Origin of the sequence: Rhodococcus sp. USK13, from assembly GCF_018343855.1 — a bacterium.
GTDB classification, from domain to species: Bacteria; Actinomycetota; Actinomycetes; order Mycobacteriales; family Mycobacteriaceae; genus Rhodococcus_F; species Rhodococcus_F oxybenzonivorans.
Map to the genome: position 1 here is coordinate 1,960,486 of NZ_CP069242.1, position 26,733 is coordinate 1,987,218.

The following is a 26,733-nucleotide window of genomic DNA, read 5'->3' on the forward strand; positions in this document are numbered from 1 at the left end:
GCTGATCCTGTCGGGGATCCGTTTCCGAAGGGAAAGACAGTGGCACCCGCCAAATCGCAGAAAACGGTCAGTTCGGGTCCGGGTCACGCGGAACCGTTTCCCCTGTCGGCAGCGCAACGGGCCACCTGGTTCGCTCAGCAACTCGAACCCAGGGTCCCGATCTTCATCGCCCAGTACGTCGAATTCACGGGCGCCCTCGACGTCGACCTGCTCCGGCGGGAGACGGTCGAGGCGGCTCGCGAGTTCGAGTCGCCGTTGCTCAAGGTCGACGACATCGACGGTCAGCCGCTGCAGTACGTCGACCATGCGACCGACACGTCGATCGCCTACCTCGACTTCTCTGGCGAAGACAATCCGGAGGCGGCGGCGCACGACTGGATGGAACGTGACTACGTCACCCCGATAGACCTGAGCACCGATCGCCTGGTGGAGACGTCCATCCTGCAGATCGGTGACACGCACTTCCTCTGGTACAGCCGGATTCACCACGTGGCGCTCGACGGATACGGTGCCATGACGATGCTGCGCCGCATCGCGCACCGCTACTCCGCGTCGGTTGCCGGTCGGGCGCCGGATGCGAACCGTGCGGTGAGCCTGCGGCAGCTGTACGACCTCGACAACCGGTACCGCACGTCCGACCGATTCGTCAGCGACCGGGAGTACTGGGCGCAGCGGGTGGCCGGGGTCGAGGGGACCACCCTGGCTCGCACGACGGGACACGTGTCGGCCACCAGCACGGTCGAGAGCGCCGCGCTGTCCGAGGCCGTGGTGGCGGTGCTCGATTCCCGCGACAGTCTGTCGGCGGCCATCCTCATCGCGGCTGCCGCCTGCTATTTGTCGCGGCGTACCGGCCGGACCGATGTGCTGGTGACCATCCCGGTGTCGGCGCGGACCACAGCGGTGCTGCGCAATTCCGGCGGGATGCTGGTCAACGTGGCGCCGTTGCCGGTCAGTGTCCGCGGGGAGGACACCGTCGGCGAGCTCGTCGAACGGGTGCAGCGCGAATTGGTGGGCGCGTTGCGGCATCAGCGGTGCAGTCTCGACGACATCCGCCGCGATGCCGGTGACAAGGCGGCGGAGCTGTACGGGCCCATGGTGAACGTCATGCTGTTCCGTCAGGAGGTGGCGTTGGGCCCCCTCACGGGGGATTTCCACATCGTCACGTCCGGGCCGGTGGAAGACCTGCTGATCAACGTGTACCAGAGCGGGACCCCGACCAAGATCTTCGTCGACTTCCGGGCCAACCCCAGCCGTTACGAGCGCACCGAGCTGCGGGAGCATCATCGTCAGTTCCTGGAGCTGCTCGAGGAACTCGCCACCGCCGATCCGCAGTCGCGGGTGGACGGTGTTCACCGAATCAGTGCCCGCACCGGTGAGCGCCTGCTGCGCGACGCGGCGGAAGTGGAGTACTGGCGCAGGCAGCTGGGTGGGCTGCCCGACCTGCTGCCGTTGCCCAGTGACCGGCCACGGCCCGCGCAGCTGTCGCAGGCGAGTGATCGAGTGTCCGTGATGCTGACGGGTGCGCTGCACCGACGTGTCGCCGGACTCGCCGCGGCCGCGGGCACCACCACCCGCACGGTGTTCCTCGCGGCTCTGTCGGTTCTGCTCGGCCGGGTCACCGGCAGCGAGGACCTCGCCGTGGGAATCCCGGTGGACGTGAGCGAGCGCACCGATGTCGTCGTGGTCCGGACCCGGTACGCGGGCGAGGCGTCGTTCCGGGACTTCCTGCATCAGGTCCGGGACGTCGCCGCCGAGGCGACGGCACACACCGAGGTCCCGTTCCAGCGTCTGGTGCGGGAACTCGACATCTCGGTGTCGGATGCGTACGCGCCGATCTTCCAGGTGCTCCTCGACACCCGGGAAGACAGCGCGCGCAGTGCGCCCGTCGCCGGCCTCGATCTGTGCGCGTCGGTCACCGAGGCGATCGACGAGTCGGGTGAACCGGCAGGCGTCACCGTCGAATTCGGCTTTGCCGCGGACCTGTTCGACCCTCACACCATTCGCATCGCGGCCGAACGCTTCGGCCGCATCCTCGACGCGGTGGCCGCGGACCCGGACGTTCCGATCGGCGACATCGCCATCCTGTCCGACCAGGAACGTGCCGCGCTGACTCCGGTGCGCGGCATACCCGGCCGGTCCGAGCGAACCCTGCCCACCCTGTTGGCAGACGCTGCGGCGCTCGATCCGGCGGCGACGGCTCTGTACCAGCAGGGCGAGGAGGTGTCCTATCGGGAATTGGACAGCTGGTCGACCCGGGTCGCGCGAATGCTGATCGATCGTGGGGTGGGCCCGGAGTCGTTCGTGGCGACGGCATTGCCGCGGTCGTTCCGGTCGGTGGCCTCGGTATGGGCGGTCACCAAGACGGGTGCGGCGTTCGTGCCGGTGGACCCGAACTATCCCGCCGACCGAATCAACTACATGCTCGGCGACTCCGGTGCGGTGGTCGGTCTGACGGAAGAAGCGCTGCGTGAGCGGTTGCCCGACTCGATCCCGTGGCTGGCGCTCGACGATCCCGATTTCCGGTCCGAGTGCGCCGCCCGGTCCGACGCGCCGCTGACCGAGGCAGACCTCAATGGGCCGGTGTCGCTCGACAGCGCCGCGTACCTGATCTACACGTCGGGCTCCACGGGGCGGCCCAAAGGCGTGGTCGTCACGCACCGTGGTCTGGACTCCTTCGCGGTCGACCAACGGGAGCGGTTCGGCGCCACGAGATCGTCTCGCACGCTGCACTTCTCGACGCCCAGTTTCGACGCGTCCGTGTTCGAGTACCTGCAGGCATTCGGGGTGGGGGCGACGATGGTGATCGTGCCGCCGACCACCTACGGGGGCACGGAGATCGCCGATGTACTGCGATCGGAGCGCGTCACCCACGGCTTCATCACCACGGCGGCGCTCAGTACGATTCCGCCGGATTCGCTCGGCGACTTCCTCGACGTCGTCGTGGGCGGGGAGGCCTGCCCGCCCGAACTGGTGGCCCGGTGGGCGCCGGGCCGCCGGTTGCACAACGCGTACGGCCCCACCGAGACCACCGTGATGGCGAACATCAGTGCGCCGATGACACCCGGCGGCCCGATCACCCTGGGTGGGCCGATCCGCGGCACCCAGCAGGTGGTCCTGGACGCTCGGCTGCATCCGGTACCCGTCGGCGCGCCGGGCGAGTTGTACATCGCCGGTGCCGGCGTGGCCAGGGGTTATCACGGACGGCCCGCGCTCACCGCTGTGCGGTTCGTCGCCGACCCGTACGGCCCCGGGCGGATGTACCGCACCGGCGACGTAGTGCGATGGCGACCCGACTACACGCTGGAATATCTGCGGCGCAGCGACTTCCAGGTGAAGGTTCGAGGATTCCGGATCGAGCTCGGCGAGATCGATGCCTTACTGCAGGCGCATCAGGACGTGCGGTTCGCGGTCACGATCGGGCGGCCGGGCCCGTCCGGGGACACCGTGCTGGTGTCCTACGTCGTGCCGGCGGCCGGCAGGCCGATCCAGACCGCCGAACTGTTGCGGCAGGTGCGGAATCGGTTGCCGGCGTACATGGTGCCCGCGGTCATCATGGTACTGGACGACATCCCGTTGAACCCGGTCGGGAAGGTGGACCGGGCAGCATTGCCGGAACCGAAGTTCTTGTCCGCCGCCGCGGAGTTCCGGGCGCCTGCCGATCCGGTGGAGGAGTCGATCGTCGAGGTCTTCACGGAGATTCTCGGTGTCGAGCGGATCAGCGTCGACGACAGTTTCTTCGACCTCGGCGGCAACTCGCTGGTTGCGACGCGGGTGATCGCGCGGATCAATGCCGCTTTGGGATCGGACGTGGGCGTGCGTGCCCTGTTCGATGCACCCACCGCCGAACTGCTGGCCGCGCATATCCGGCGTGCGGGAATGGAACTCGCGGATCGCCGGCCTCTCGTTCGAGGTGAGCGGCCCGACCGGATCCCGCTGTCACTGGCGCAGCAGCGGATGTGGTTCCTCAATCAGTTCGACACGGGTTCGGTGGCTTACAACATTCCGATGGCGGTACGGCTCCTCGGTCCGCTCGACTCGGACACCTTGAGGGACGCGGTCGGTGACGTGATCGAGCGGCACGAAGCGCTGCGCACCAAGTACCCCGCGTCGGCGGACGGCCCGTATCAGGAGATCGTCGACGCAGCACAGGTTGTTCCTGACCTCACCCCGCGGGTCGACGGCGACGAGTCGCTGAACGAGCGGATCGAGACGCTTCTCGCCGTGGGGTTCGACGTCAGCCGGGCCGTGCCGCTGCGCGCCGCGCTGCTGTGGATCGGCCCGGACGAACACGTGCTCGTCATGGTGGTGCACCACATCTCGGCCGACGGTGCGTCGCTCGCACCGCTGGCCCGCGATCTCATGGTGGCGTATTCCGCCCGGCGGGCGGGTGCCCGGCCCAACTGGGAACCGTTGCCGGTGCAGTACGCCGACTACAGCGTGTGGCAGCGTGCGCTCCTCGGTAGCCCCGAGGATTCCGGCAGTCTCATGTCCCGGCAGCTCGGGTATTGGCGGGATACGTTGGCGGAACTGCCCGAGGTCACCGATCTGCCGCTCGACCGGAACCGGCCCGCCGCACGGTCACTTCAGGGGCGATGCGCGTCGTTCCCCATCGACGCAGGTCTACACCGGCAACTGCTTCTGCTTGCGCGCGAGCACAATGCGACGCTGTTCATGGTGATGCACGCGGCCTTCGCCGTGTTGCTGTCACGCATGTCGGGATCGGGCGACGTGGCCGTGGGCACACCGATCGCGGGGCGCGGTGAGGCGGCGCTGGACGACCTGGTGGGGATGTTCGTCAACACGCTGGTGCTCCGGACCCGGGTCCGGCCGGACGCCTCCTTCATCGACGTGCTCGCCCAGGCCCGTGACACGGACCTCGCTGCGTTCGGGCATACCGATGTGCCCTTCGAGAGCGTCGTGGACGAACTCGCTCCGGTGCGTTCGACGTCGTATTCACCGCTGTTCCAGGTGTTGCTGGAGTTCCAGAACACGGTGCGAGCGCACCTGGAGCTGCCCGGCCTGACCGTCGAAGCGGTGGACGTCGACCCGGGTGTCGCCAAGTTCGACCTGCAACTCTCTCTGGCGGAGCACTACGACGACAAGGGTTCTGCGGCAGGCATGTCGGCGGGCTTTCTGTACGCCACCGACGTCTTCGACCGCGCGTCGGTGCTCAGATTCGGGGAACGGCTCCTCCGCGTACTGCGGGCGGTCGTGACGGATCCGGCCACGACGGTCGGGGACATCGACGTCATGGGCGCGGTCGAGCGCGGTCTCGTGCTGGACCAGTGGAATCACGAGGGCGTCCGCGCCGGCTCGCTCACCCTCGTCGAATTGTTCGCACGCGCGGCGGCGCGGACCCCGGATGCCGTCGCGGTGGTGTGTGGCGAAGACAGGATTACCTACGCCGAACTCGAGGAACGCGCAAATCGGTTGGCTCGATTGCTGATTGCGCGTGGTGTCGGTACCGAATCGCTGGTCGCGGTGATGGTGGACAGGACACCGAACCTGCTTGTTGCGTTGCTGGCGGTGCTCGGGGCCGGCGGCGGCTACGTCCCGGTCGACGTCAGCTATCCTGCCGAGCGGGTGGCCGCGATGTTCGAGGATGCGCACCCGGTGTGTGCTGTGGTGAGTGCGGAGTTCGGGGCCCTGGCGCCGGACGGCACTGCGCTGGTGGTGATCGACGATCCGGCGACGCACCGGGCCCTGAACAGCTTCTCGGGCCTGCCCGTCACCGACTCGGACCGGTTGCGTCCGCTGCGGGCAGACGCCGTCGCCTACGTCATCTTCACGTCGGGATCGACCGGACGCCCGAAAGGTGTTCAGGTATCGCACCGCTGTGTGGTCGCGTTGCTCGCCAACACCCGGGACCTGTTCGGGTTCGACTCGTCCGATGTGTGGACCCTCTTCCATTCGTACGCCTTCGACTTCTCCGTGTGGGAACTGTGGGGGGCACTAGTCCACGGTGGCCGGCTGGTCGTGGTCGACTACTTCACCGCACGGTCGCCCGATACCTTCCTCGAACTGCTGCAGCGGGAGCGGGTGACGGTGTTGAACCAGACGCCGACTGCCTTCTACCAGCTGATGGAGGCGGATCGTGCGGCGAGCGTGGTCGAGGACGCCGACGGGTCGGCTCTGTCGTTGCGATACGTGATCTTCGGTGGTGAAGCGCTCGACATCGGTCAACTCGGCCGGTGGTACTCCCGGCACGACGACCGTGCACCGGTACTCGTCAACATGTACGGCATCACCGAGACCACGGTGCACGTCAGCTTCCTCGCGCTCGATCGCGCGCTGGTGTCCGCCGCGTCCGGGTCGGTGATCGGCGGCGGGCTTCCGGGGTTGCGGGTGTATGTCCTCGACGGCCGGCTCCATCCGGTGCCGCCCGGTGTGGTCGGCGAGTTGTACGTGTCCGGCGAACAGGTGTCCCGCGGGTACGTGGGCCGATCCGAGCTGACGGCACACCGTTTCGTTGCCGACCCCTTCGCCCGCGACCGGGTGGGTGCGCGCATGTATCGTTCCGGCGACATCGTGCGGTGGGGCCCCCACGGTCGGCTCGAGTACGTGGGCCGCAGCGACTTCCAGGTACAGCTTCGCGGCTTCCGGGTCGAACTCGGCGAAGTGGAGGCGGCCCTCGCCGCGTGTGCCGGGGTGGCGCAAGCGGTGGTGGTGGTCCGCATCGACGACCGTGACGGCGATCGGTTGGTGGGGTACGTCGTTCCCGAGGCGGGCGCCGCCGTCGACCCGGCAGCCGTACTCGATGCGGTCGGGGCGTCGGTACCCACGTACATGGTGCCGTCGGCAGTGGTGGTTCTCGACGCGCTGCCTCTGACCGTGAACGGCAAGCTGGATCGTAAAGCGCTGCCGGAACCGGACTTCGGCACGGCGACGGTCGGGTTCGTCGCTCCCCGCAACCCGGTGGAGGAGATCGTCGCCGCGGTGTTCGCCGACCTTCTCGGCATCGCGCGGGTGGGAGCGCACGACAACTTCTTCGACCTGGGCGGGAACTCGCTGACCGCCACCCGGCTGGTGGCGCGCATCAATGCCGCAGTCGGGGACCGTCTCGGCGTGCGCGACGTGTTCGACGCTCCCACAGTGGCCGGGCTCGCCGCCCGTGCCGAGGCGGGGATCGCGGTGGACTGGGCGCGGCCGACGCTGGCCCCGAGGGATCCGGCGCGCGAGGTCCCTGTGTCGCTTGCGCAGCAGCGGATGTGGTTCATCAACCAATTCGACACCGCGTCTGCGGCCTACAACGTTGCTATCGCCCTGCGGCTCGCCGGCACGCTCGATGTACCTGCCCTGCAGGCGGCGATCACCGACGTCGTCGAGCGGCACGAGTCGCTCCGCACCGTCTTTCCTCTGACCGATCAGGGGCCGCGGCAGGTGATACTGCCCGCCGCCGAGGCGGTGCCGATTCTTCATCCGGAGCCCACCACCGGCCTGGACAACCTCCGTGAGCAGGTCGACCGGTTACTGTCGACGGGGTTCGATGTGACCGTGGAAACCCCGCTACGAGCCCGGCTGTTCGAGCGGGGCGTTGCCGAACACGTGCTCGCCGTCGTGGTACACCATATCGCCGCCGACGGCTTCTCCATGGTGCCGCTGGCCCGCGACGTTCTGGCCGCGTACACCGCCAGACACCATGAGACTGCACCGGATTGGCGCCCCCTGCCGGTTCAGTACGCCGATTACACCCTGTGGCAGCGGGACTGGCTCGGTCCCGAGAACGATCCGTCGTCGCCGCTCGCACGTCAACTCGGCTACTGGACAACCACGCTCGCCGACCTTCCGGACGTGCTGGAACTTCCCACGGACCGGCCGCGTCCGCCTGCCCGTTCTCTGCAGGGCGGCCGCGTCGAGTTCAGAATTCCTCCCGAACTCCACCAGGACATCGTGCAGGTCGCGCGCACCCACGGCTCCACAGTCTTCATGGCCCTGCACGCGGCCTTGGCGGTGTTGCTGTCGCGACTGAGCGCCTCGGACGACATCGCCGTCGGCACCCCGATCGCGGGACGAGGCGAGGCCGCGCTCGACGACGTGGTGGGAATGTTCGTGAATACCCTCGTGCTCCGCACCCGCGTCGATGCAGCCCGCACGTTCGCCGAACTCCTCACCGGGGTACGCGAGACCGACCTGGGTGCGTTCACCCATGCGGACGTCCCGTTCGAGCGGGTTGTCGAAAGCCTACGACCCTCGCGGTCGACGGAGTATTCGCCGCTGTTCCAGGTGATGCTCGAATTCCAGAACACCGAGCGGCCCGTACTGGAGCTGCCGGGTCTGCACGTCGAAGCGCTGGACCTCCCCTTCGACACGATCAACTTCGACCTGCAGGTAAGCATGCGCGAGAGCACCGACAGTGACGGCGCTCCCGCCGGTATCACCGCCGCGCTCGGGTACGCCACCGACATCTTCGACGAAGGCACCGTGGCCGGCTTCGCGGAGCGTCTGGTCCGGATCCTGACCGCCGTCGCGGCCGATCCCGACGTCCGGGTCGGCGACGTCGACGTGCTCGCCCCACCGGAGCGTGCCGCCCTGACCTCGGTGACCGGTGGCCCCGGCGTGCCCGCGCGCACGTTGCCCGAACTGTTGATCGACGCCGCCGCCGTGGACCCGGCCGCCGAGGCGCTGTCGTTCGAGGGGCAGCGCGTGACCTACCGTGACCTCGACGACCGGTCGAACCGGCTCGCGCGGCTCTTGATCGCACGCGGGGTGGGTCCGGAACATGTGGTTGCGCTTGCATTGTCGAGGTCGATCGAGTCGGTAACGGCGGTGTGGGCGGTGGCGAAGTCCGGCGCCGCCTTCGTGCCGGTCGACCCCAACCATCCCGCCGAGCGCATCGAGTACATGCTCGACGACTCCGGCGCGGTGGCCGGCCTCACGACGGCCGAGCTCCGGCCGTCTCTTCCGGGTGCGCTTCCGTGGCTGGCGCTCGACGATCCCGGGATGAAAGCGGAGCTGGCGCTTCTCCCGGCGACGGCGGTGTCGGATTCCGACCGGACGTCGGCCCTGCAGGTCGATCACCCAGCGTATCTGATCTACACATCGGGTTCGACCGGCAGACCGAAGGGAGTAGTGACCACACACCGCGGTCTGGCGAATTTCGCTGCTGCGCAACAGCGCACGTTCGCCACGACGTCGACGGCACGAGCGCTGCACTTCGCCTCCCCGAGCTTCGACGCCTCGATCCTCGAGCTGATGCTCGCGGTGGGGCCGGGCGCCACGATGGTGATCGCGTCGCCGTCCGTATTCGGCGGCGAGGAATTGTCGGACCTGCTGCGTCGCGAGCGGGTCACCCACTGTTTCGTGACGCCTGCGGCGCTGGCCTCTGTCGATCCTGCCGGGCTCGACGACCTGGTCTGTGTGGTCACGGGCGGCGAGGCTTGCCCACCCGAGCTGGTGGCACGCTGGGCGCCGGGCCGGAACATGTTCGACGCGTACGGGCCGACCGAGTCGACGGTGGTGTCGAGTATCAGTTCCCCGATGGTGCCGGGTGAGCCGGTGACCATCGGGGCACCCACTCTCGGCTTCGGTGAGGCCGTCCTCGACGCGCGGTTGCAGCCGGTGCCGGTGGGAATCGCGGGCGAGTTGTATCTTGCCGGTCCGGCGCTCGCGCGCGGGTATCACCGCCGCTACGCCCTCACCGCCGAACGTTTCGTCGCCAACCCGTTCGGGCCGGCCGGCAGCAGAATGTACCGGACCGGTGACCTCGTGCGGTGGATGAAGGACGGGCAACTGGAGTATCTGGGGCGCACCGACTTCCAGGTGAAGATCCGCGGCTTCCGGATCGAACTGGGCGAGGTGGCCTCGGCGTTGCTCGCACACGAGGATGTGGCGGCCGCCGTCGCGGACGTGCGGCACAGTGCAGGGTCGGCCGATCGCCTGGTCGGGTACGTGGTTCCGGTGCCCGGGGCCGTCCTCGACACGGGGGCTCTCCTCGACTTCGCCGGTGCGCGCCTGGCGTCGTACATGGTGCCTGCCGCGATCGTGGTGATCGAGGCGCTGCCGCTGACCGTTCACGGAAAGCTCGACCGGAAGGCATTGCCGGAACCGGATTTCGGTGCTGTCGTCACCGGCGGCCGGGCGCCCGGCACGGAGACGGAGGAACTGCTTGCCGCGTTGTTCCGGGACGTGCTGGGACTGGAGTCGGTGGGGGTGGAGGACTCGTTCTTCGCGCTGGGCGGCGACAGCATCATGTCCATCCAGTTGGTGGCGCGGGCGAAGGCCGCGGGTCTGATCCTCTCGCCGCGTGATGTCTTCGAGCGCCGCACCGTGGCGGGCCTTGCTGAGGCGGCCCACCGCGAGCGACCGGATTCCGTTGTCCTCGAGGAACTTCCCGGTGGCGGTGTCGGCGCGGTACCGCCGACCCCCGTCGTCGCGTGGATGCTCGACCGCAGCGGGGGCAAACTGAACCGCTTCTCCCAGGCGGTGCTGGTGACGGCGCCCCCCGGGCTCACCCACGAGGATCTCGTCGGTGCCGTCGGCGCGGTGCTGGATCGGCACGACATGCTGCGTGCACGACTCACCCGGGACGACGGGCAGGAAGGCCTGGGCGGGCAGTGGGGGATGACGGTGCTGCCTTCGGGGGCCGTGTCCCCGGAAGCGGTGATCCACCGGGTACCCGTCACCTCGCTCGACGGCGAGAAGTTCGCCACGATCGCGGCGGCCGAACTCGACGCGGCGGCGGACCGGCTGGATCCGGCCACCGCCAGCATGGTGCAGGTGCTGTGGTTCGACGGCCCCGACGGACTCGGACGTCTGCTGCTGGTCGCCCATCACCTGGTGGTCGACGGGGTGTCGTGGCGCATCCTGATCACCGATCTGGCTGCGGCGCACGCACGCATCGCCGAAGGCTTCACCGCGGCGTTGCCGGGCATCGGCACGTCGATGCGGAGATGGGCGCACGGACTGGTGGACGCCGCGGAACGACGACGCGACGAAGTCGAGCTGTGGCGAGCGATGCTCGACGGCGCCGACCCACTCCTCGGCTCCCGGCCGCTGGATCCGGCGATCGACGTCGACACTGCACAGGGCAGTATCACCGTCGAGGTTCCGCCGAGGGTGACGGGCGCCCTGCTCACCACTCTTCCCGCGGCGTTCCACGGCACCGTCGGTGACGGCCTTCTCACCGCGCTGGCGCTGGCCATGATCCGTTGGCGTCGGCAGCGCGGTGTCGACACGACCGATGCCCTGATCAATCTCGAAGGCCACGGTCGTGAGGACCATGTCGTCCCCGGTGCCGACCTGTCCCGGACCGTCGGCTGGTTCACCAGCCTGTTTCCCGCACGTCTCGACCTCACCGGTATCGATGTCGATGCCGTCCTCGCGGGCGGTGCCGCTGCCGGAACCGCGATCAAGACGGTCAAGGAACAACTCCTCGCGATCCCCGACCACGGAATCGGGTTCGGGCTGCTCCGGTACCTGTACCCGGAGACCGCGGAGATGCTCCGCCGGTTCCCGCCGCCGCAGGTGAGCTTCAACTACCTCGGCCGGGTGGCGACCAGCGCGGGTGACGTGCCCTGGCTTCCCGTCGAGGGCAGCTCCGATCTCGGGGGAACACAGAACCCCGACATGCCGGTGGCGTGGGTCGTGGATGTCAACGCCGCGACGACCGTCCGGGACGGCGACCCCGTCCTCACGGCAACGTGGACGTTCCCGACCGGTGTGCTCCGCAGTACGGACGTGGAAGAGCTCGCCGACCTCTGGATTCGCACCCTCACCCTGCTGGCCGAACACGCGAACCGGCCCGACGCCGGCGGCCTGACGCCCTCCGATCTCGATCTGGTGTCCGTCGGGCAGGCGGACATCGACCGCCTGGAGAACACCTATCCCGCACTCGCGGACATCTGGCCGCTGTCGCCGTTGCAGGCGGGCCTGCTGTTCCATGCCCAGTTGTCCGAGGAACACGTCGACGCCTACATGGTCCAGTTGGTGCTCGACCTGCACGGCGTCGTCGACGCCGCCCGCCTACGCCGTGCCGCGCAAGGCCTGCTCGACCGGCATTCCAACCTGCGAGTGGCATTCGCCGAGACCAGCACGGGACCGGTGCAGGTAGTCCTCGCATCCGTCACGGCGCCGTGGTCACACATCGACCTGTCCGGGCAGCCGAACTCCCGGATCACCGCCGAAGTTGCGGCGGCGATGGCCATGGACCGCGCACTCCCGTTCGACATGGCCGCGGCTCCGCTGCTGCGATTCACGCTGCTGCACACCGCACCCGGGCGTTACCGACTGGTGCTCACGCACCACCACATCCTTCTCGACGGCTGGTCGACGCCCTTGGTGATCAAGGACCTGCTCGTCCTGTACGCCACCGCGGGCGACACCACCGCGCTCCCGGCGGTCACCTCCTACCGTGACTACCTGCATTGGATTGCGACACAGGATTCCGAACGGTCCACCGGCGCCTGGGTGTCCGCACTCGCCGGCGCGGACGAGCCGACCATCGTGGCACCCGCCGCGCGCGGCGAGCCGAGCTTCGCCGACCCGGAGGACGTGCGCCTGGACGTGGGAGACGAGAAGACCCGGGTGCTCGAGGCACTCGCCCGCGCGCGCGGTCTCACGACCAACACGCTTGTGCAGGTCGCCTGGGGGCTGGTACTCGCGACGCTGAGCACCCGCGAGGACGTCACGTTCGGAGCCACAGTGTCCGGACGTCCGCCCGCGATCGCCGGGATCGAGTCGATGGTCGGCCTGTTCATCAACACCGTGCCCGTCCGGCTGCGCCTGCGCCGCGAGGAGACACTCGCCGAAATCCTCGAACGGTTCCAGGCCGAACAGTCCGCCCTCCTCGACCACCACTACGTGGGCCTGACAGAAATCCAGCGCGCCGCAGGAGACGGTGCCGTCTTCGACACGTTGACCGTGTTCGAGTCGTACCCGGTGGACCGGATGGGGCTGTCGGAGAACACGGACATCGACGGCATGCGGCTCGCGGGGGTCGAGGGGATCGACGCCACCCACTATCCCCTCACCCTGATCGCGCACGTGGACACGGGACTGCACCTGCGACTGCGATACCAGCCGGCCGTGATCGACAGCGAGTTCGCCGAGTCGGTGGCGGCCCGGGTCGCCCGGGTCCTGCAGATCATGCTGTCGGACATCGACATTCCGCTCGCCCGGCTCACCCTGCTGTCGGAGGCGGAACTGCAGGAATACACCGCCGTGTCCGGCGCACCGTCCGGTGCACCACGCACGCTGCCCGAGTTGCTCACCCAGTCGGCCGGAGAGCGTCCCGGCGCCGCCGCTCTCCTCTTCGAGGGACGGGAGACGAGTTACCGCGAACTCGACGAGCGATCCAACGCCCTGGCTCGCGTGCTGATCGGGCGGGGCGCCGGACCGGAAACGTTCGTGGCACTCGGCCTTCCGCGCTCACCGGAGTCGGTGCTGTCGGTGTGGTCGGTCACCAAGGCTGGTGCTGCGTTCGTGCCGGTGGACCCGAACTATCCCGCCGACCGCATCGAGCACATGCTCGCCGACTCCGGTGCGGCGCTCGGGGTGACGACCTCCGCGTACCGGCACCGCCTACCCGATTCGGTGCCGTGGCTGGTGCTCGACGACCCGGGTGTCGACGACACTCTGGCCGCCGCGTCCTGCGCTCGCGTCACCGATGTCGATCGCCGTTCGCTGCTGCTCGTCGACCACGCCGCGTACGCGATCTATACGTCCGGCTCGACCGGCCGACCGAAAGGTGTCGTCGTCACCCACCGCGGACTGGCGAATCTTCTCGCCGAGCAGAGCGCGCACTACGTCATCTCCCGTGAGGCGCGCTGCCTCCACATCTGTTCTCCCAGTTTCGATGTGGCCATCCTCGAGCTGATCCAGTCGTGCGCCGCCGGGGCGACGCTGGTCATCGCGCCACCCGGAATCTACGGCGGTGCGGAACTCGCGGCGCTGCTGCGGCGCGAACGCGTCACCCACGCCTGCATCACTCCGGCGGTACTCGCCACAGTGGACCGCGACGGCATCGAGCATCTCGAGGTGCTCGTGGTGGCCGGCGATGCGGTCGGTGACGAACTGGTGGCCAACTGGGGTGTGGGCCGGGCCATGTTCAACGGGTACGGACCCACCGAGGCCACAATTCTCACCACGTTGAGCCGGCCGATGATCCCGGGTGAGCCGGTCACGATCGGCAGCCCGGTGCGCGGCATCACCCTGTCCGTTCTCGACCCGCGGCTGCAGCCGGTGCCGGCCGGGGTGCCGGGCGAACTGTACATTTCGGGACCGGCCCTGGCCCGCGGGTACCACCGTCGTCCGTCGCTCACCGCCGAACGGTTCGTTGCCAATCCCCACGGTTCCGGCCGGATGTACCGTACCGGTGATGTCGTGCGGTGGCGCCATGACCACACCCTGGAGTATCTCGGGCGCAGCGACTTCCAGGTCAAGATTCGCGGACAGCGGGTCGAGCTCGGAGAGATCGACTCCGTCCTCACCACCCACCCGAATCTGGACTTCGCCGCCACCGTGGGCAGGCCCGGCCCGCTCGGCGACATGGCGCTGGTGTCGTATGTCCTGCCGCACGACGGCGAGGAAGTGGTGGCGCCCGAGGTACTCGCGTTCGCGGGCCGCATCCTGCCCAAGTACATGGTTCCCGCCGCCGTCGTCGTACTCGACGAGATCCCTCTGACACCCGTCGGCAAACTAGACCGGAAAGCGTTGCCGGCACCCGACTTCGCGTCGACGTCCACGGGTTTCCGGGCGCCTGCCACACCGGTCGAAGAAGCTGTCGCACGGGTCTTCTCGGAGGTCCTCGGAATCGCGCGGGTCGGGGTCGACGACAGCTTCTTCGAACTGGGTGGCGATTCACTCAGCGCCACTCGCGCGGTCGCACGCATCAACGCAGCACTCGACGCCGGGATCGGGGTGGCCGCCCTGTTCGACGCACCGGTAGTGGGAGACCTCGCCGTGCGGATCGAGTCGGCGGCCACCGCGAGTGTTCCCTCGGAGGCTCTCACTGCCCGGCCGCGTCCCGAGCGGATACCGTTGTCGCTGGCGCAACAGCGCATGTGGTTCATCAACCAGTTCGACACGTCTTCGCCCGCGTACAACATTCCGATCGCACTGCGACTGACCGGTGTACTCGACCGTGCTGCCCTGCTCGCGTCGGTCGGCGACGTCGTGGAGCGGCACGAATCCCTGCGCACCGTGTTTCCCGGTTCGATCGACGGGCCGCACCAGGTCATCGTCGATCCGGGGCGGGCAACCCCATCCCTGCATCCGGTGACAGTGTCCGGTGACCGTGATCTGCGGGACGCGATCGCCGCCCTGGCCGCCACCGGCTTCGACGTGACCGTCGACGTGCCCTTCCGGGCAACTCTTTTCGAGATCGACGCCGAGTCACACGTCCTCGCCATCGTGGTCCATCACATCGCGGCCGACGGGTTCTCGATGATGCCGCTGGCCCGCGACATCATGCTCGCGTACACCGCCAGAACCATGGGGGAGACACCCGCGTGGACTCCGCTGCCGGTGCAGTACGCCGACTTCAGCGTGTGGCAACGGAGCGTTCTCGGCACCGAGGAGGACCCCGATTCCGTCGTGTCGAGACAACTCGGGTACTGGACCCGCACCCTGTCCGGGATACCGGAGGTGCTGCAGATCCCGCTGGACCGGCCGCGCCCGGCCCAGCGCTCGTACCGCGGCGACGTCGTGGAGTTCACCGTGCCCGCGCAGCTGCACACAGCGCTGAACGAGATGGCCTCCGAGCATAATTCGACGCTGTTCATGGTGGTTCATGCGGCCTTTGCCGTGTTGCTGTCGAGGTTGTCGGGAACGGACGACGTTCCGATCGGCACACCGGTCGCCGGCCGGGGGCAGGCGGTACTCGACGACGTCGTGGGGATGTTCGTCAACACCCTGGTTCTCCGGACTCCGGTGGACGGCGGGGCATCTTTCTCCGAGGTGCTCACCGGGGTGCGGTCGGTGGACCTCGGTGCATTCGAGCACGCCGACATCCCGTTCGAACGACTGGTCGATCAGCTCGCCCCCGAGCGGTCGACCGCTCACGCCCCGCTGTTCCAGGTACTCATCGAGTTCCGCAACGCCACCGGCACCCGCCTCGAGCTGCCCGGCCTCGTCGTCGACTCGCTCGAGGTCGATCTCGGCGTTGCGAAGTTCGACCTCGAGCTGAGCCTCGCCGAACACGTCGACGAGGACGGCGCCCCCGCCGGAATCGGCGCGGGTCTCCGATACGCCACCGACGTGCTCGATCGCGCATCCGTCCTCCGTCTCGGGGAGCGCTTCGTGCGTCTACTCGAATCGGTGACCTCCGACGCGTACACGCCCGTCGGGGACATCGACATCCTCGACCCAGGCGAACGCGACCGCCTCCTCCCCGTCGCCGCCCCTGCCGCGTCCGCGCCGGTGGCGACGCTGCCGGAGCTCTTCGCCCGTGCCGCGGAACGGAACCTCGCAGCGACAGCCGTCGTGTACGAGGGCGCTTCGCTCACGTACCGAGAACTCGACGCGAGGTCGAACCGCCTCGCACGGCTCCTGATCGCCCGAGGCGCAGGCCCCGAATCGCTGGTAGCGGTGGCTGCAGCACGATCCCTCGATCTCGTGGTGGCGTTGCTTGCGGTGGTGAAGTCGGGCGCAGGGTATGTTCCGGTTGACGTCACGTACCCGGCCGAGCGGCTGGCGTTCCTGTTCGCCGACGCAAGGCCGGTGTGCGTGCTGACCACCGAGGCGGAAGCCGAATCGGTGCGCGCACAAGGCTTTCCGACCATCGCTGTGGACAGCCCCGGCGTCGTGGCCGAACTGGGTGGTGTGTCGGCCCAGCCGGTGTCCGACGCGGAACGGACCGGACCCCTGCACCCGGATACCGTCGCGTACGTCATCTACACGTCGGGGTCGACGGGGCAACCGAAAGGCGTTCAGGTATCACACCGCAACGTCGGCACCCTCTTTGCACACACTCGGGCGCTCTTCGAGTTCGACGCCTCCGACGTGTGGACCATGTTCCACTCTGCTGCGTTCGATTTCTCCGTCTGGGAGCTGTGGGGGGCACTCCTCCACGGCGGACGGCTCGTGGTGGTCGACTACTTCACCACGAGGACACCCGACACGTTCCTGCGATTACTCCGCGACGAGCGGGTGACCGTGCTGAACCAGACACCTACCGCCTTCTACCAACTGGCGGAGGAGGACCGGGTGGCCGGCAGCACCGAGTTGGCATTGCGTTACGTCATCTTCGGCGGTGAAGCCCTCGACCTGGCGCAACTGATCCGCTGGTACAGCCGGCACGACGACTCGGCGCCGACGTTGGTCAATATGTACGGCATCACGGAGACGACAGTGCATGTCAGTCACCTGCCGATGACCGAGGCGCTCGCCGCCGGGGCCTCGGCATCCGTCATCGGGCGGGCACTTCCGGGACTGCGCGTGTACGTGCTCGACGGGCGACTCCACCCGGTGGCGCCGGGAGTGGTGGGGGAGCTCTACGTGTCGGGCGCGCAGGTCTCGCGTGGATACCTCGGCCGGTTCGCCCTCACCTCCACCCGGTTCGTCGCAGATCCGTACGTGCCGGGTTCCCGGATGTACCGGTCGGGCGACCTGGGTCGGTGGAATGCGGACGGGCAGCTGGAGTACCTCGGCCGCAACGACTTCCAGGTTCAGGTGAAGGGCTTCCGGATCGAGCTCGGCGAGGTGGAATCCGCGCTCCTCGCCTGCGAAGGGGTGGCGCAGTCGGTCGTGTTGTCGCGCCGTGAACGATTGGTGGGATACGTCGTACCCGAGGCTGGCCGGTCGCTGGACCCGTCGTGGATCATCGAAACGCTGGGCGGCCGGCTCGCCGCGCACATGGTTCCTGCCGCCGTGGTGGTGCTCGAGAGCCTGCCGCTCACGGTGAACGGAAAGCTCGACCGGCGTGCGCTGCCCGATCCCGACTTCGGGCGGCAGGTGTCGATCGGGCGTGTTCCGGCAACCGAGACGGAACGCATACTCGCCGATCTGTTCGCCGAGGTGCTGGGCCTCGAGTCGGTCGGCGTCGACGACTCGTTCTTCGCCGTCGGCGGCGACTCCATCATGTCGATCCAGCTCGTCACCCGGGCGAAGGCGTCCGGGGTGGGCATCACCCCGCGGGACGTGTTCGAGCGCAAAACCGTGGCCGCCCTCGCCGAGATCGCCACGGCGGGAGAGCAGGCGGTCACCCTCGACGAGTTGCCCGGGGGAGGTGTCGGCGAGGTTCCCCTCACGCCGATCGTGCAGTGGATGCTGGGCAGGGGAGGAGACTTCCGCCGGTACTCGCAGGCCGCACTGTTCACCACCCCCGCCGACCTGGACGCGGCCACGCTGACGGCGGCCCTGCAGGCGGTCGTCGACCGTCACGACATACTGCGGGCTCGGCTGTCCCGAAGCGAACGGGCGGAGCACGGTTGGTCGATGGCGGTGCAGCCGACCGGCTGGATGCGGGCCACCGCGGTCGTGCGCACGGTGCCCCTCGACGTCCCGGACACCGACCGAGGACACGAGACGTTCGGTGACATCGCTGCGCGGGAACTCGACGCGGCCACCGACCGGCTCGACCCGGAGTCGGGCGTGATGGTTCAGGTGGTGTTGTTCGAGAGCGCGGCCACCCCCCGGACCGCCGGACGGCTGTTGATCGTCGCCCATCACGTCGTCGTCGACGGGGTGTCGTGGCGGATCCTGATCCCCGACCTCGCCACGGCGTGCGCCCAGGTGCAGTCGGGGGTGTCGCCGGCCCTGCCCCCCGTCGGAACGTCGATGCGCCGGTGGGCGCACGGGCTTGCCGACGCAGCGCTGGAACCCAGTCGCACCGAGGAACTCGCGTTGTGGCGAGGGATGCTCGGCGCACCGGACCCCCTGCTCGGCTCTCGAACCCTCACCGCATCCGACATCCGGACCGCCGAGGTCGAGGTCCGGGTGCCGGTGGACGTGACCGAGGCGCTGCTGACCGCCGTCCCGCAGGCCTTCCACGGCAGCGTGGGGGACGGCTTGCTGACGGCCCTGACCCTGGCGCTGGTGCGATGGCGGCGGGCACGCGGAATCGAATCCGAGGGCGCCCTCGTCACTCTCGAAGGACACGGACGTGAGGAGCAGGTGGTACCGGGGGCGGATCTCGCCCGGACGGTGGGCTGGTTCACCAGCATCTTCCCCGTCCGGCTCGACCTCACCGGGGTGGATGTGGACGACGCCTTCGCCGGGGGCCCGGCGGCGGCGGTCGCCCTCAAGACCGTGAAGGAGCAACTGCACGCCATCCCCGACCACGGCATCGGTTTCGGCCTTCTGCGGTATCTCAATCCCCAGACGGCGCTCCCGCTGTCGGCTCTGCCTTCACCGCAGCTGAGCTTCAACTACCTCGGCAGGCTCGGTGCCGCCGCCTCCGGGGACGGCGATTGGATGCCGATTTCCGAGGCCGGACTGGCCGAGGCCGCACACACGGGTCTGCCCGTGCCTGCTGCCGTCGACGTGAACGCCAGAACCACCGACTCCGGTGAGGGCCCCGAACTGGCCGCCACGTGGGCGTTCCCGCTCGGGGTGCTCACCACCGCGGATGTCGGTGAGCTGGCGCAGCTGTGGGTGTCGGCCCTCGCCGCCCTGACCACGCAGGTGAAGTCCGGTGGCGGCGGTTTCACCCCGTCCGATCTGAACCTGGTCCCTCTCGATCAGGGTGCGATCGACGACCTGGAGCGGCGTTACCCGTCGATGGTCGACGTGTGGCCGCTGTCGCCGTTGCAGGCGGGCATGTTGTTCCATGCGGAACTCGCCGACGAGTCGGTGGATGCCTACCTCGTCCAACTGAGCCTCGAACTCGGCGGCCACGTGGACGCGTCCCGGCTGCACCGGGCGGCCGCCGCACTCCTCGAGCGGCACCCCAATGTGCGCACCGCCTTCGTCCACGACACCGAAGGGCGGGCCGTCCAGGTCGTGGAACGCGGAGTGACGGTGCCGTGGCGGGAGATCGATCTGAGTACGTTCGGTGACGAGGGGGCCGTCGTCGAACTCGAGCGGCTGCTCGCGGCCGACCGGACCACCCCGTTCGACATGGCGACGGCCCCGCTGATCCGGTTCCTGCTCGTGACCATGCCGGGCGGTCGATACCGGCTGGTGTCGACGAACCATCACATCCTCCTCGACGGCTGGTCGATGCCGTTGCTGATCCGGGAACTGCTCACGCTGTATGCCACGGACGCCGACCTGTCACCGTTGCCGCGGGTGCGCGACTATCGCGACTACCTGGCGTGGATGACCGGACGTGACCCCGACGCATCGGCCCGGGCGTGGGCAAATGCCCTTGCCGGCGTGGAGGAACCGACGTTGCTCGTCCCCGGGGACCGGGCCCGGCGCCTGTCCACCGTGTCGCGGGAGTGGGTGTTCGACCTCGACGAGGACCGGACCGACCGGTTGCGCGAGTTCGCGCGTTCGCGGGGGTTGACCCTCAACAGCATCGTGCAGACCGCCTGGGCAATCGTGCTCGGGATGCTCACCGGACGGGACGACGTCGTGTTCGGCGCGACCGTGTCCGGGCGGCCGCCGGAGCTGTCCGGCATCGAGACGATGATCGGCCTGTTCATCAACACCGTCCCGGTGCGGGTGACGTTGCGCCCCGACGACACGTTGGGCGCGCTGCTCGAGCGGGTGCAGGCCGAACAGGCGGCCATGCTCGATCACCACTACACCGGTCTCGCGCAGATACAGGAAGTCGCGGGGGCGGGCGTGGGGTTCGACACGCTGACGGTGTTCGAGTCGTATCCGGTGGACCGCGCCGGGATGTCGGAAGACACCGATATCGCGGGCCTGCGGGTAATCGGCGTGGAGGCTGCCGACGCCGCCCACTACCCACTGAGTCTCGTCGCCTCGGCCGAGGCCAGGCTGCACCTGAAGTTCGAATACCTGCCCGACCTCTTCGACGCGCGCGCGGTCGAGAGCATCGCGGACCGGGTGGTGCGGGTGCTCGAAGCCTGCGGCGGACCCGACGTACCGCTCGCGGGACTGTCGCTGCTCACCGATCACGAGCGCGACACGTTGGTGCCGGTGCGCGGCGCGTCGGGCGTCTCCGCCCGAACGCTCGCACAACTATTCGCGGACGCGGCAGCGCAGGATCCCGATGCGGTGGCGCTCTCGTCCGGCGAGCGTGACGTGTCCTACCGGGAGCTCGACGAACTGTCGAACCGCCTCGCGCGCGTCCTCCTCTCCCGCGGCACCGGCCCCGAAATATCTGTGGCCGTCGGCATTCCGCGCTCGGTCGAGTCGATGCTGTGCCTATGGGCGGTGGCCAAGGCCGGGGCCGTCTTCGTCCCGGTCGACCCGAATTATCCCGACGAGCGCATCGCGCACATGCTCACCGATTCCGGATGCGCCCTAGGCCTGACGACCGCGGAACATCGGCCCCGGCTGTCCGGCGACACCACCTGGCTCGTTCTCGACGAACCGTCGTTCGTCGACGAGTGCGCTGCCGCGTCCGCGGTGCCGGTGACCGACACCGAACGCGCGGCTCCCGTCACCCTCGACACCGCCGCCTACCTCGTCTACACATCGGGTTCCACCGGCCTGCCCAAGGGTGTCGTGGTGTCACATCGCGGCCTCGACAACTTCGCGCGCGAACAACTCGCCCGGTACGCGGCCGGCCCGGGATCCCGGACACTGCACTTCTCGACACCGAGTTTCGACGGGGCCGCGTTCGAATACTTGCTGGCGTTCGGAGCCGGAGCGACGATGGTAATCGCGCCACCCACCACATTCGGCGGTGACGAACTCGCCGACCTCATCACACGTAGACGTGTCACCCACGCGTTCGTCACCACCTCGGCGCTCGCGTCCCTCGATCCGGCTGGACTGGACCACTTCACCGACGTCACCGTCGGCGGGGAAGCCTGCCCACCCGACCTCGTGTCCCGGTGGGCGCCCGGCCGCCGGCTGTACAACGGTTACGGGCCCACCGAGACCACGATCATGTCGAACATCAGCGAGCCCCTGGTCGCCGGTGAGCGCATCACGATCGGCGGACCGATCCGCGGGGTCACCGAGCTGGTACTGGACGCCCGCTTGCAGCCGGTGCCCGTGGGTGTCCCGGGAGAGCTGTACGTGGCCGGGGCGGGTCTGGCTCGCGGTTACCACCGCCGTCCCGGGCTCACCGCCGAACGTTTCGTGGCCGACCCCGAAGGATCCGGCGAACGCATGTATCGCACCGGCGATATCGTGCGCTGGACGGCCGACCGGACCATCGAGTACGTGGGCCGTCGCGACTTCCAGGTGAAGGTTCGTGGATTCCGCATCGAGCTCGGCGAGATCGACGCCACCCTCGCGGACGAGCCGAACGTCCGGTTCGCGGTCACCGTCGCGTATCGCGGTCCCGCGGGCGACACGCTCCTCGCGTCGTACGTGGTGCCGATACCCGGCCGCCAACTCGACACTGCCGAGATCGGCCGGCACCTCGCCGAACGTCTGCCCGGCCACATGGTGCCGTCGTCGATCACCGTGCTGGAGAAGATCCCGCTCACCGCGGTCGGCAAGCTCGACCGCAGGGCCCTGCCGATACCCGATTTCGGACTTGCCGCAGGCGAATACCGCGCACCCGCGAATCCGGTCGAGGAGACGGTGGCCGACACGTTCGCCGAGGTCCTGGGCATCGACCGCGTAGGTGCGGACGGCAACTTCTTCGACCTCGGCGGCAACTCCCTCAGCGCCACCCGCGCCGTGGCGCGTCTCCGCGGTGCCCTCGGCGCCGATGTCGGCGTCCGGGTGCTGTTCGAGGCGCCGACGGTCGCCGCGTTGGCCGCGCGCATCGAACACGCGGGCGCCGGCCCGTCGGGTCGCCCCACCCTCACGGCGGGGCCGCGCCCCGACCGCATCCCGCTGTCCTACGCCCAGCAGCGCATGTGGTTCATCAACCAGTTCGATACGTCGTCGCCGGCATACAACATTCCGATGCTGGTGCGGCTCACCGGCGAACTCGACGTCGACGCACTGACTTCCGCGCTCACCAACGTCGTGACCAGACACGAATCGCTGCGCACCCGCTTCCCGCTCAGGGACGGTGAACCCGTGCAGGAAATACTCGAACCGGCGGTTCCCGATCTCACCCCGATCGCCCTCACCGACGAGGCCGCGCTGGGGCAGGAACTGACGCGGCTCGTGTCGACCGGCTTCGACGTCACCACCTTCCCGCCGCTGCGCATCGCCCTGTTCACTCTCGGCGGCGCCACTTCCACACTCGCCGTGGTGGTCCACCACATCTCGGCGGACGGATTCTCGATGGCGCCGCTGGTGCGCGACGTGATGATCGCCTACGAATCCCGCGTCCGGGGCGTGCCACCGGCCTGGACGCCGCTCCCGGTCCAGTACGCCGATTACACGCTGTGGCAGCGGCGACTGCTGGGCTCCGAGGACGATCCCGAGTCGTTGCTGTCGCGGCAACTCGCCTTCTGGGAGTCGAACCTGTCCGGGGTCCCCGAACTTCTCGAACTTCCGACCGATCATCACCGGCCCGCTCAGCAGTCGTTCATCGGCGACCGGGTGCGGTTCGTGGTGGATGCCCAACTGCATGAGCGCATCCGGGCAGCGGCGCGGCTGCATCACTCGACGGAGTTCATGATCGTCCACGCCGCGCTGGCCGTGCTACTCGGCCGCCTCGGCGGTACCGGGGACGTCGTGATCGGCACCCCCATCGCCGGACGTGGGGAAGCGGCACTCGACGATCTGGTGGGGATGTTCGTCGGCACGCTCGCCCTGCGCAGTACCGTCGAACCGGGGCAACCCTTCTCGGGTCTCCTCGCGCAGGTGCGGGACGCGGACCTCGCTGCGTTCGCGCATGCCGACGTTCCCTTCGAGCGCGTGGTGGACGCGGTGGGACCGGTGCGCTCTACCGCTCATTCACCGATCTTCCAGGTTTCCCTGGAGTTCCAGAACAACGAGCGCCCCGCGCTGGCGTTGCCGGGACTGCGGGTGGAGGGCCTCGACCCTGCCCTCGACGTCGTGAAGGTCGACCTCGAGGTAATTCTCGCCGAGAAATTCGACGCGGACGGCGCGGCGGAGGGGATGGACGGTGCCATCGACTTCGCCACCGACCTGTTCGACGCAAGCACGGTACAGGGCTTCGCGGAGCGGTTCGTGCGTATCCTCACCGCCGTTACGGCGGAGCCGGGAATCCCCGTCGGCGACATCGAGATACTTCGCGCCGACGAGGTCGCGGAACTGACGCCGGCCCGGGGACCGCTCGATGCGCCCGCTCTGTTGCTGCCGGACCTGCTGACTGCGGCAGCCGAGCACGACCCGGCCGCGGCAGCGATCCGTTATGAGGGTCGGTCGATGTCGTACCGCGAACTCGACGAGGCCTCGAACCGCCTGGCGCGCAGACTGATCGAGCTGGGTGTCGGACCGGGAACTTCGGTGGCCCTGAGCGTGTCGCGGTCGGTCGAGTCGGTGCTGTCGGTGTGGTCCGTCGCCCGGACCGGCGCGGCGTTCCTGCCCGTCGATCCGGGGTATCCCCTCGAGCGGATCGAGCACATGCTCGCCGACTCCGCCGCGGTGTCCGGCATCACGGTCCGCGCACATCGAGGTCGCCTGCCCGACCTGGTGACCTGGCTCGTGCTCGACGATCCGGATGAAGAGAACCGGATAGCCGTACAGTCGCCCGACCCGGTCACCGATGCTGATCGCACTGCGCCGCTGCACGAATGGCATTCCGCCTACTTGATCTACACGTCGGGCTCCACCGGAACACCGAAGGGTGTGACGGTCACCCACCGTGGCCTGGCGAATCTGGCGGCCGAGGAACGCGACGTGCTCGCCGTCACCGATCACTCCCGGGTACTGCACTTCGCCTCGCCGAGCTTCGATGCGTCGGTATTCGAATTGGTCATGGCATTCTGTGCGGGTGCCACCCTGGTGATCGCGCCGCCCACGATCTACGGCGGCACAGAACTGGCCGAACTTCTCGGCAGCGAACGAGTGTCCCACGGGTTCGTCACTCCCACGGCGCTGGCGTCGATGGACCCCGTCGGCTTCGAATCCTTGCGCACGCTGGTCGTCGCCGGGGAAGCGTGCCCACCGGAACTCGTCGCCCGCTGGGCACCGGGCCGCCGGATGTTCAATGCCTACGGGCCCACCGAAACCACGATCATGTCGAACATCAGTGCCGCTCTGGTGCCGGGTGAGCCGATCACCCTCGGAGCTCCCACCCGGGGTGTGTCGGAGGTGGTCCTCGACTCCCGGATGCGGCCGGTTCCGGTGGGTGTGGTGGGCGAGCTCTACGTGTCGGGTCGGGCATTGGCCGCGGGCTATCATCGTCGGCCTGCGTTGACGGCGTCGCGTTTCGTGGCCGCCCCGTGGGGTGCTCCGGGGGAGCGGATGTATCGCACCGGGGACGTGGTGCGGTGGCGGCGGGACGGAACGCTCGAGTATGTGAGCCGCAGTGACTTCCAGGTGAAGATCCGCGGTTTCCGCATCGAGCCCGGAGAGATCGACGCCGCTCTCACCGATCACCCCGCGGTCGGGTATGCCGTGACGATCGGCCGGTCCGGGCCGAGTGGCGAGTCACTGCTCGTGTCCTATGTGCGCCCGGCGGGAGGCGGGAACGTCGACACCGCCGAACTGATCCGCTTCGTCGGTGAGCGGCTACCCGCCCACATGGTGCCCGCCGCCATTGTCGTGCTCGATCAAATTCCGCTGACCCCGGTGGGAAAGTTGGACCGTGCCGCCCTTCCGGCGCCGGAGTTCCTCTCCGGGCACCGCTTCCGGCTGCCCGCGAACGATCTCGAGGCGTTGGTCGTCGACGTCTTCGCCGAGATCCTCGGCGTCGACGGAATAGGTGCGGACGACAACTTCTTCGAGCGGAGCGGCAACTCACTGCTCGCCACCAAGGTGGCCGGGGAACTTCAGCAAAGACTGGACCGAAAGATCCCGTTGCAGTGGATGTTCCTCGACCCGACACCGTCCGGGATTGCCCGCCGACTCGCCCTGCCGACTGCCGCGGGAGGAGTGGAGGATGTGCTGGCGGTACTGATTCCGCTGCGCAGCGAGGGCACAGGACGCCCGCTGTTCTGCGTGCACCCCGGCATCGGACTCTCCTGGGGGTACGCCGGCCTCGTCCGTCACCTGCCCGCCGACCGCCCCGTCTACGGACTGCAACTGCCCACGATCAGCGGTGACGGCGAATACTCGTCCCTCGAGCAACTTGCGCACCGCTACGTCGAGGAAATGAAGGCAATCCAGCCCGAGGGCCCGTACGACCTGCTCGGCTGGTCGCTCGGCGGCGTGATCGCCCACGCCATGGCCGTCGAACTACAACACGCCGGTGACGAGGTCGGGGTGCTGGCCGTGATGGACAGCTATCCCGACAACGGTGAGGACCCACTGTTCGGGAAGCTCGACATGCGCGATCTCCTACGCGGACTCGGTCTCGTCGTCGACATCGAGGGCGACCTCACCTACGAAGAAGCGGCCCGGCTGCTCAACGAATCCTGGGGAACCGATTCCGGGGTGCGAGCCGAGCATCTCGAGCGGATCAACGCCGGGTACGAGAACTCCCGGAACCTGGTCCACCGCTTCGTGCCCCAGGTGTACGACGGCAGCCTGCTCATCTTCCCGGCGACCGCCGCCGACGACACCACCACGCGACCGCGGTCGGCGCAGGAATGGCAACCCCTCGTCACCGGGAACATCGACGAGCACCCGGTGGACTGCGGCCACAACGACATGATCGAGCCGCAGTCCCTCGCCGTCATCGGACCCGTGCTGACGCGATACCTCGAAGATCGTCGGCCGACGCCATGACCCTGCTCG

1 protein-coding gene is annotated in these 26,733 nt (G+C 68.6%); it reads left to right on the forward strand.

Annotation, left to right across the window (positions count from 1 at the left end):
* Positions 1-39: 39 nt before the first annotated feature.
* Positions 40-26,724 (forward strand): non-ribosomal peptide synthase/polyketide synthase, encoded by a 26,685-nt coding sequence (locus JQT59_RS11915; RefSeq protein WP_213576312.1) that lies wholly within the window; start codon positions 40-42, stop codon positions 26,722-26,724.
* Positions 26,725-26,733: the final 9 nt, after the last annotated feature.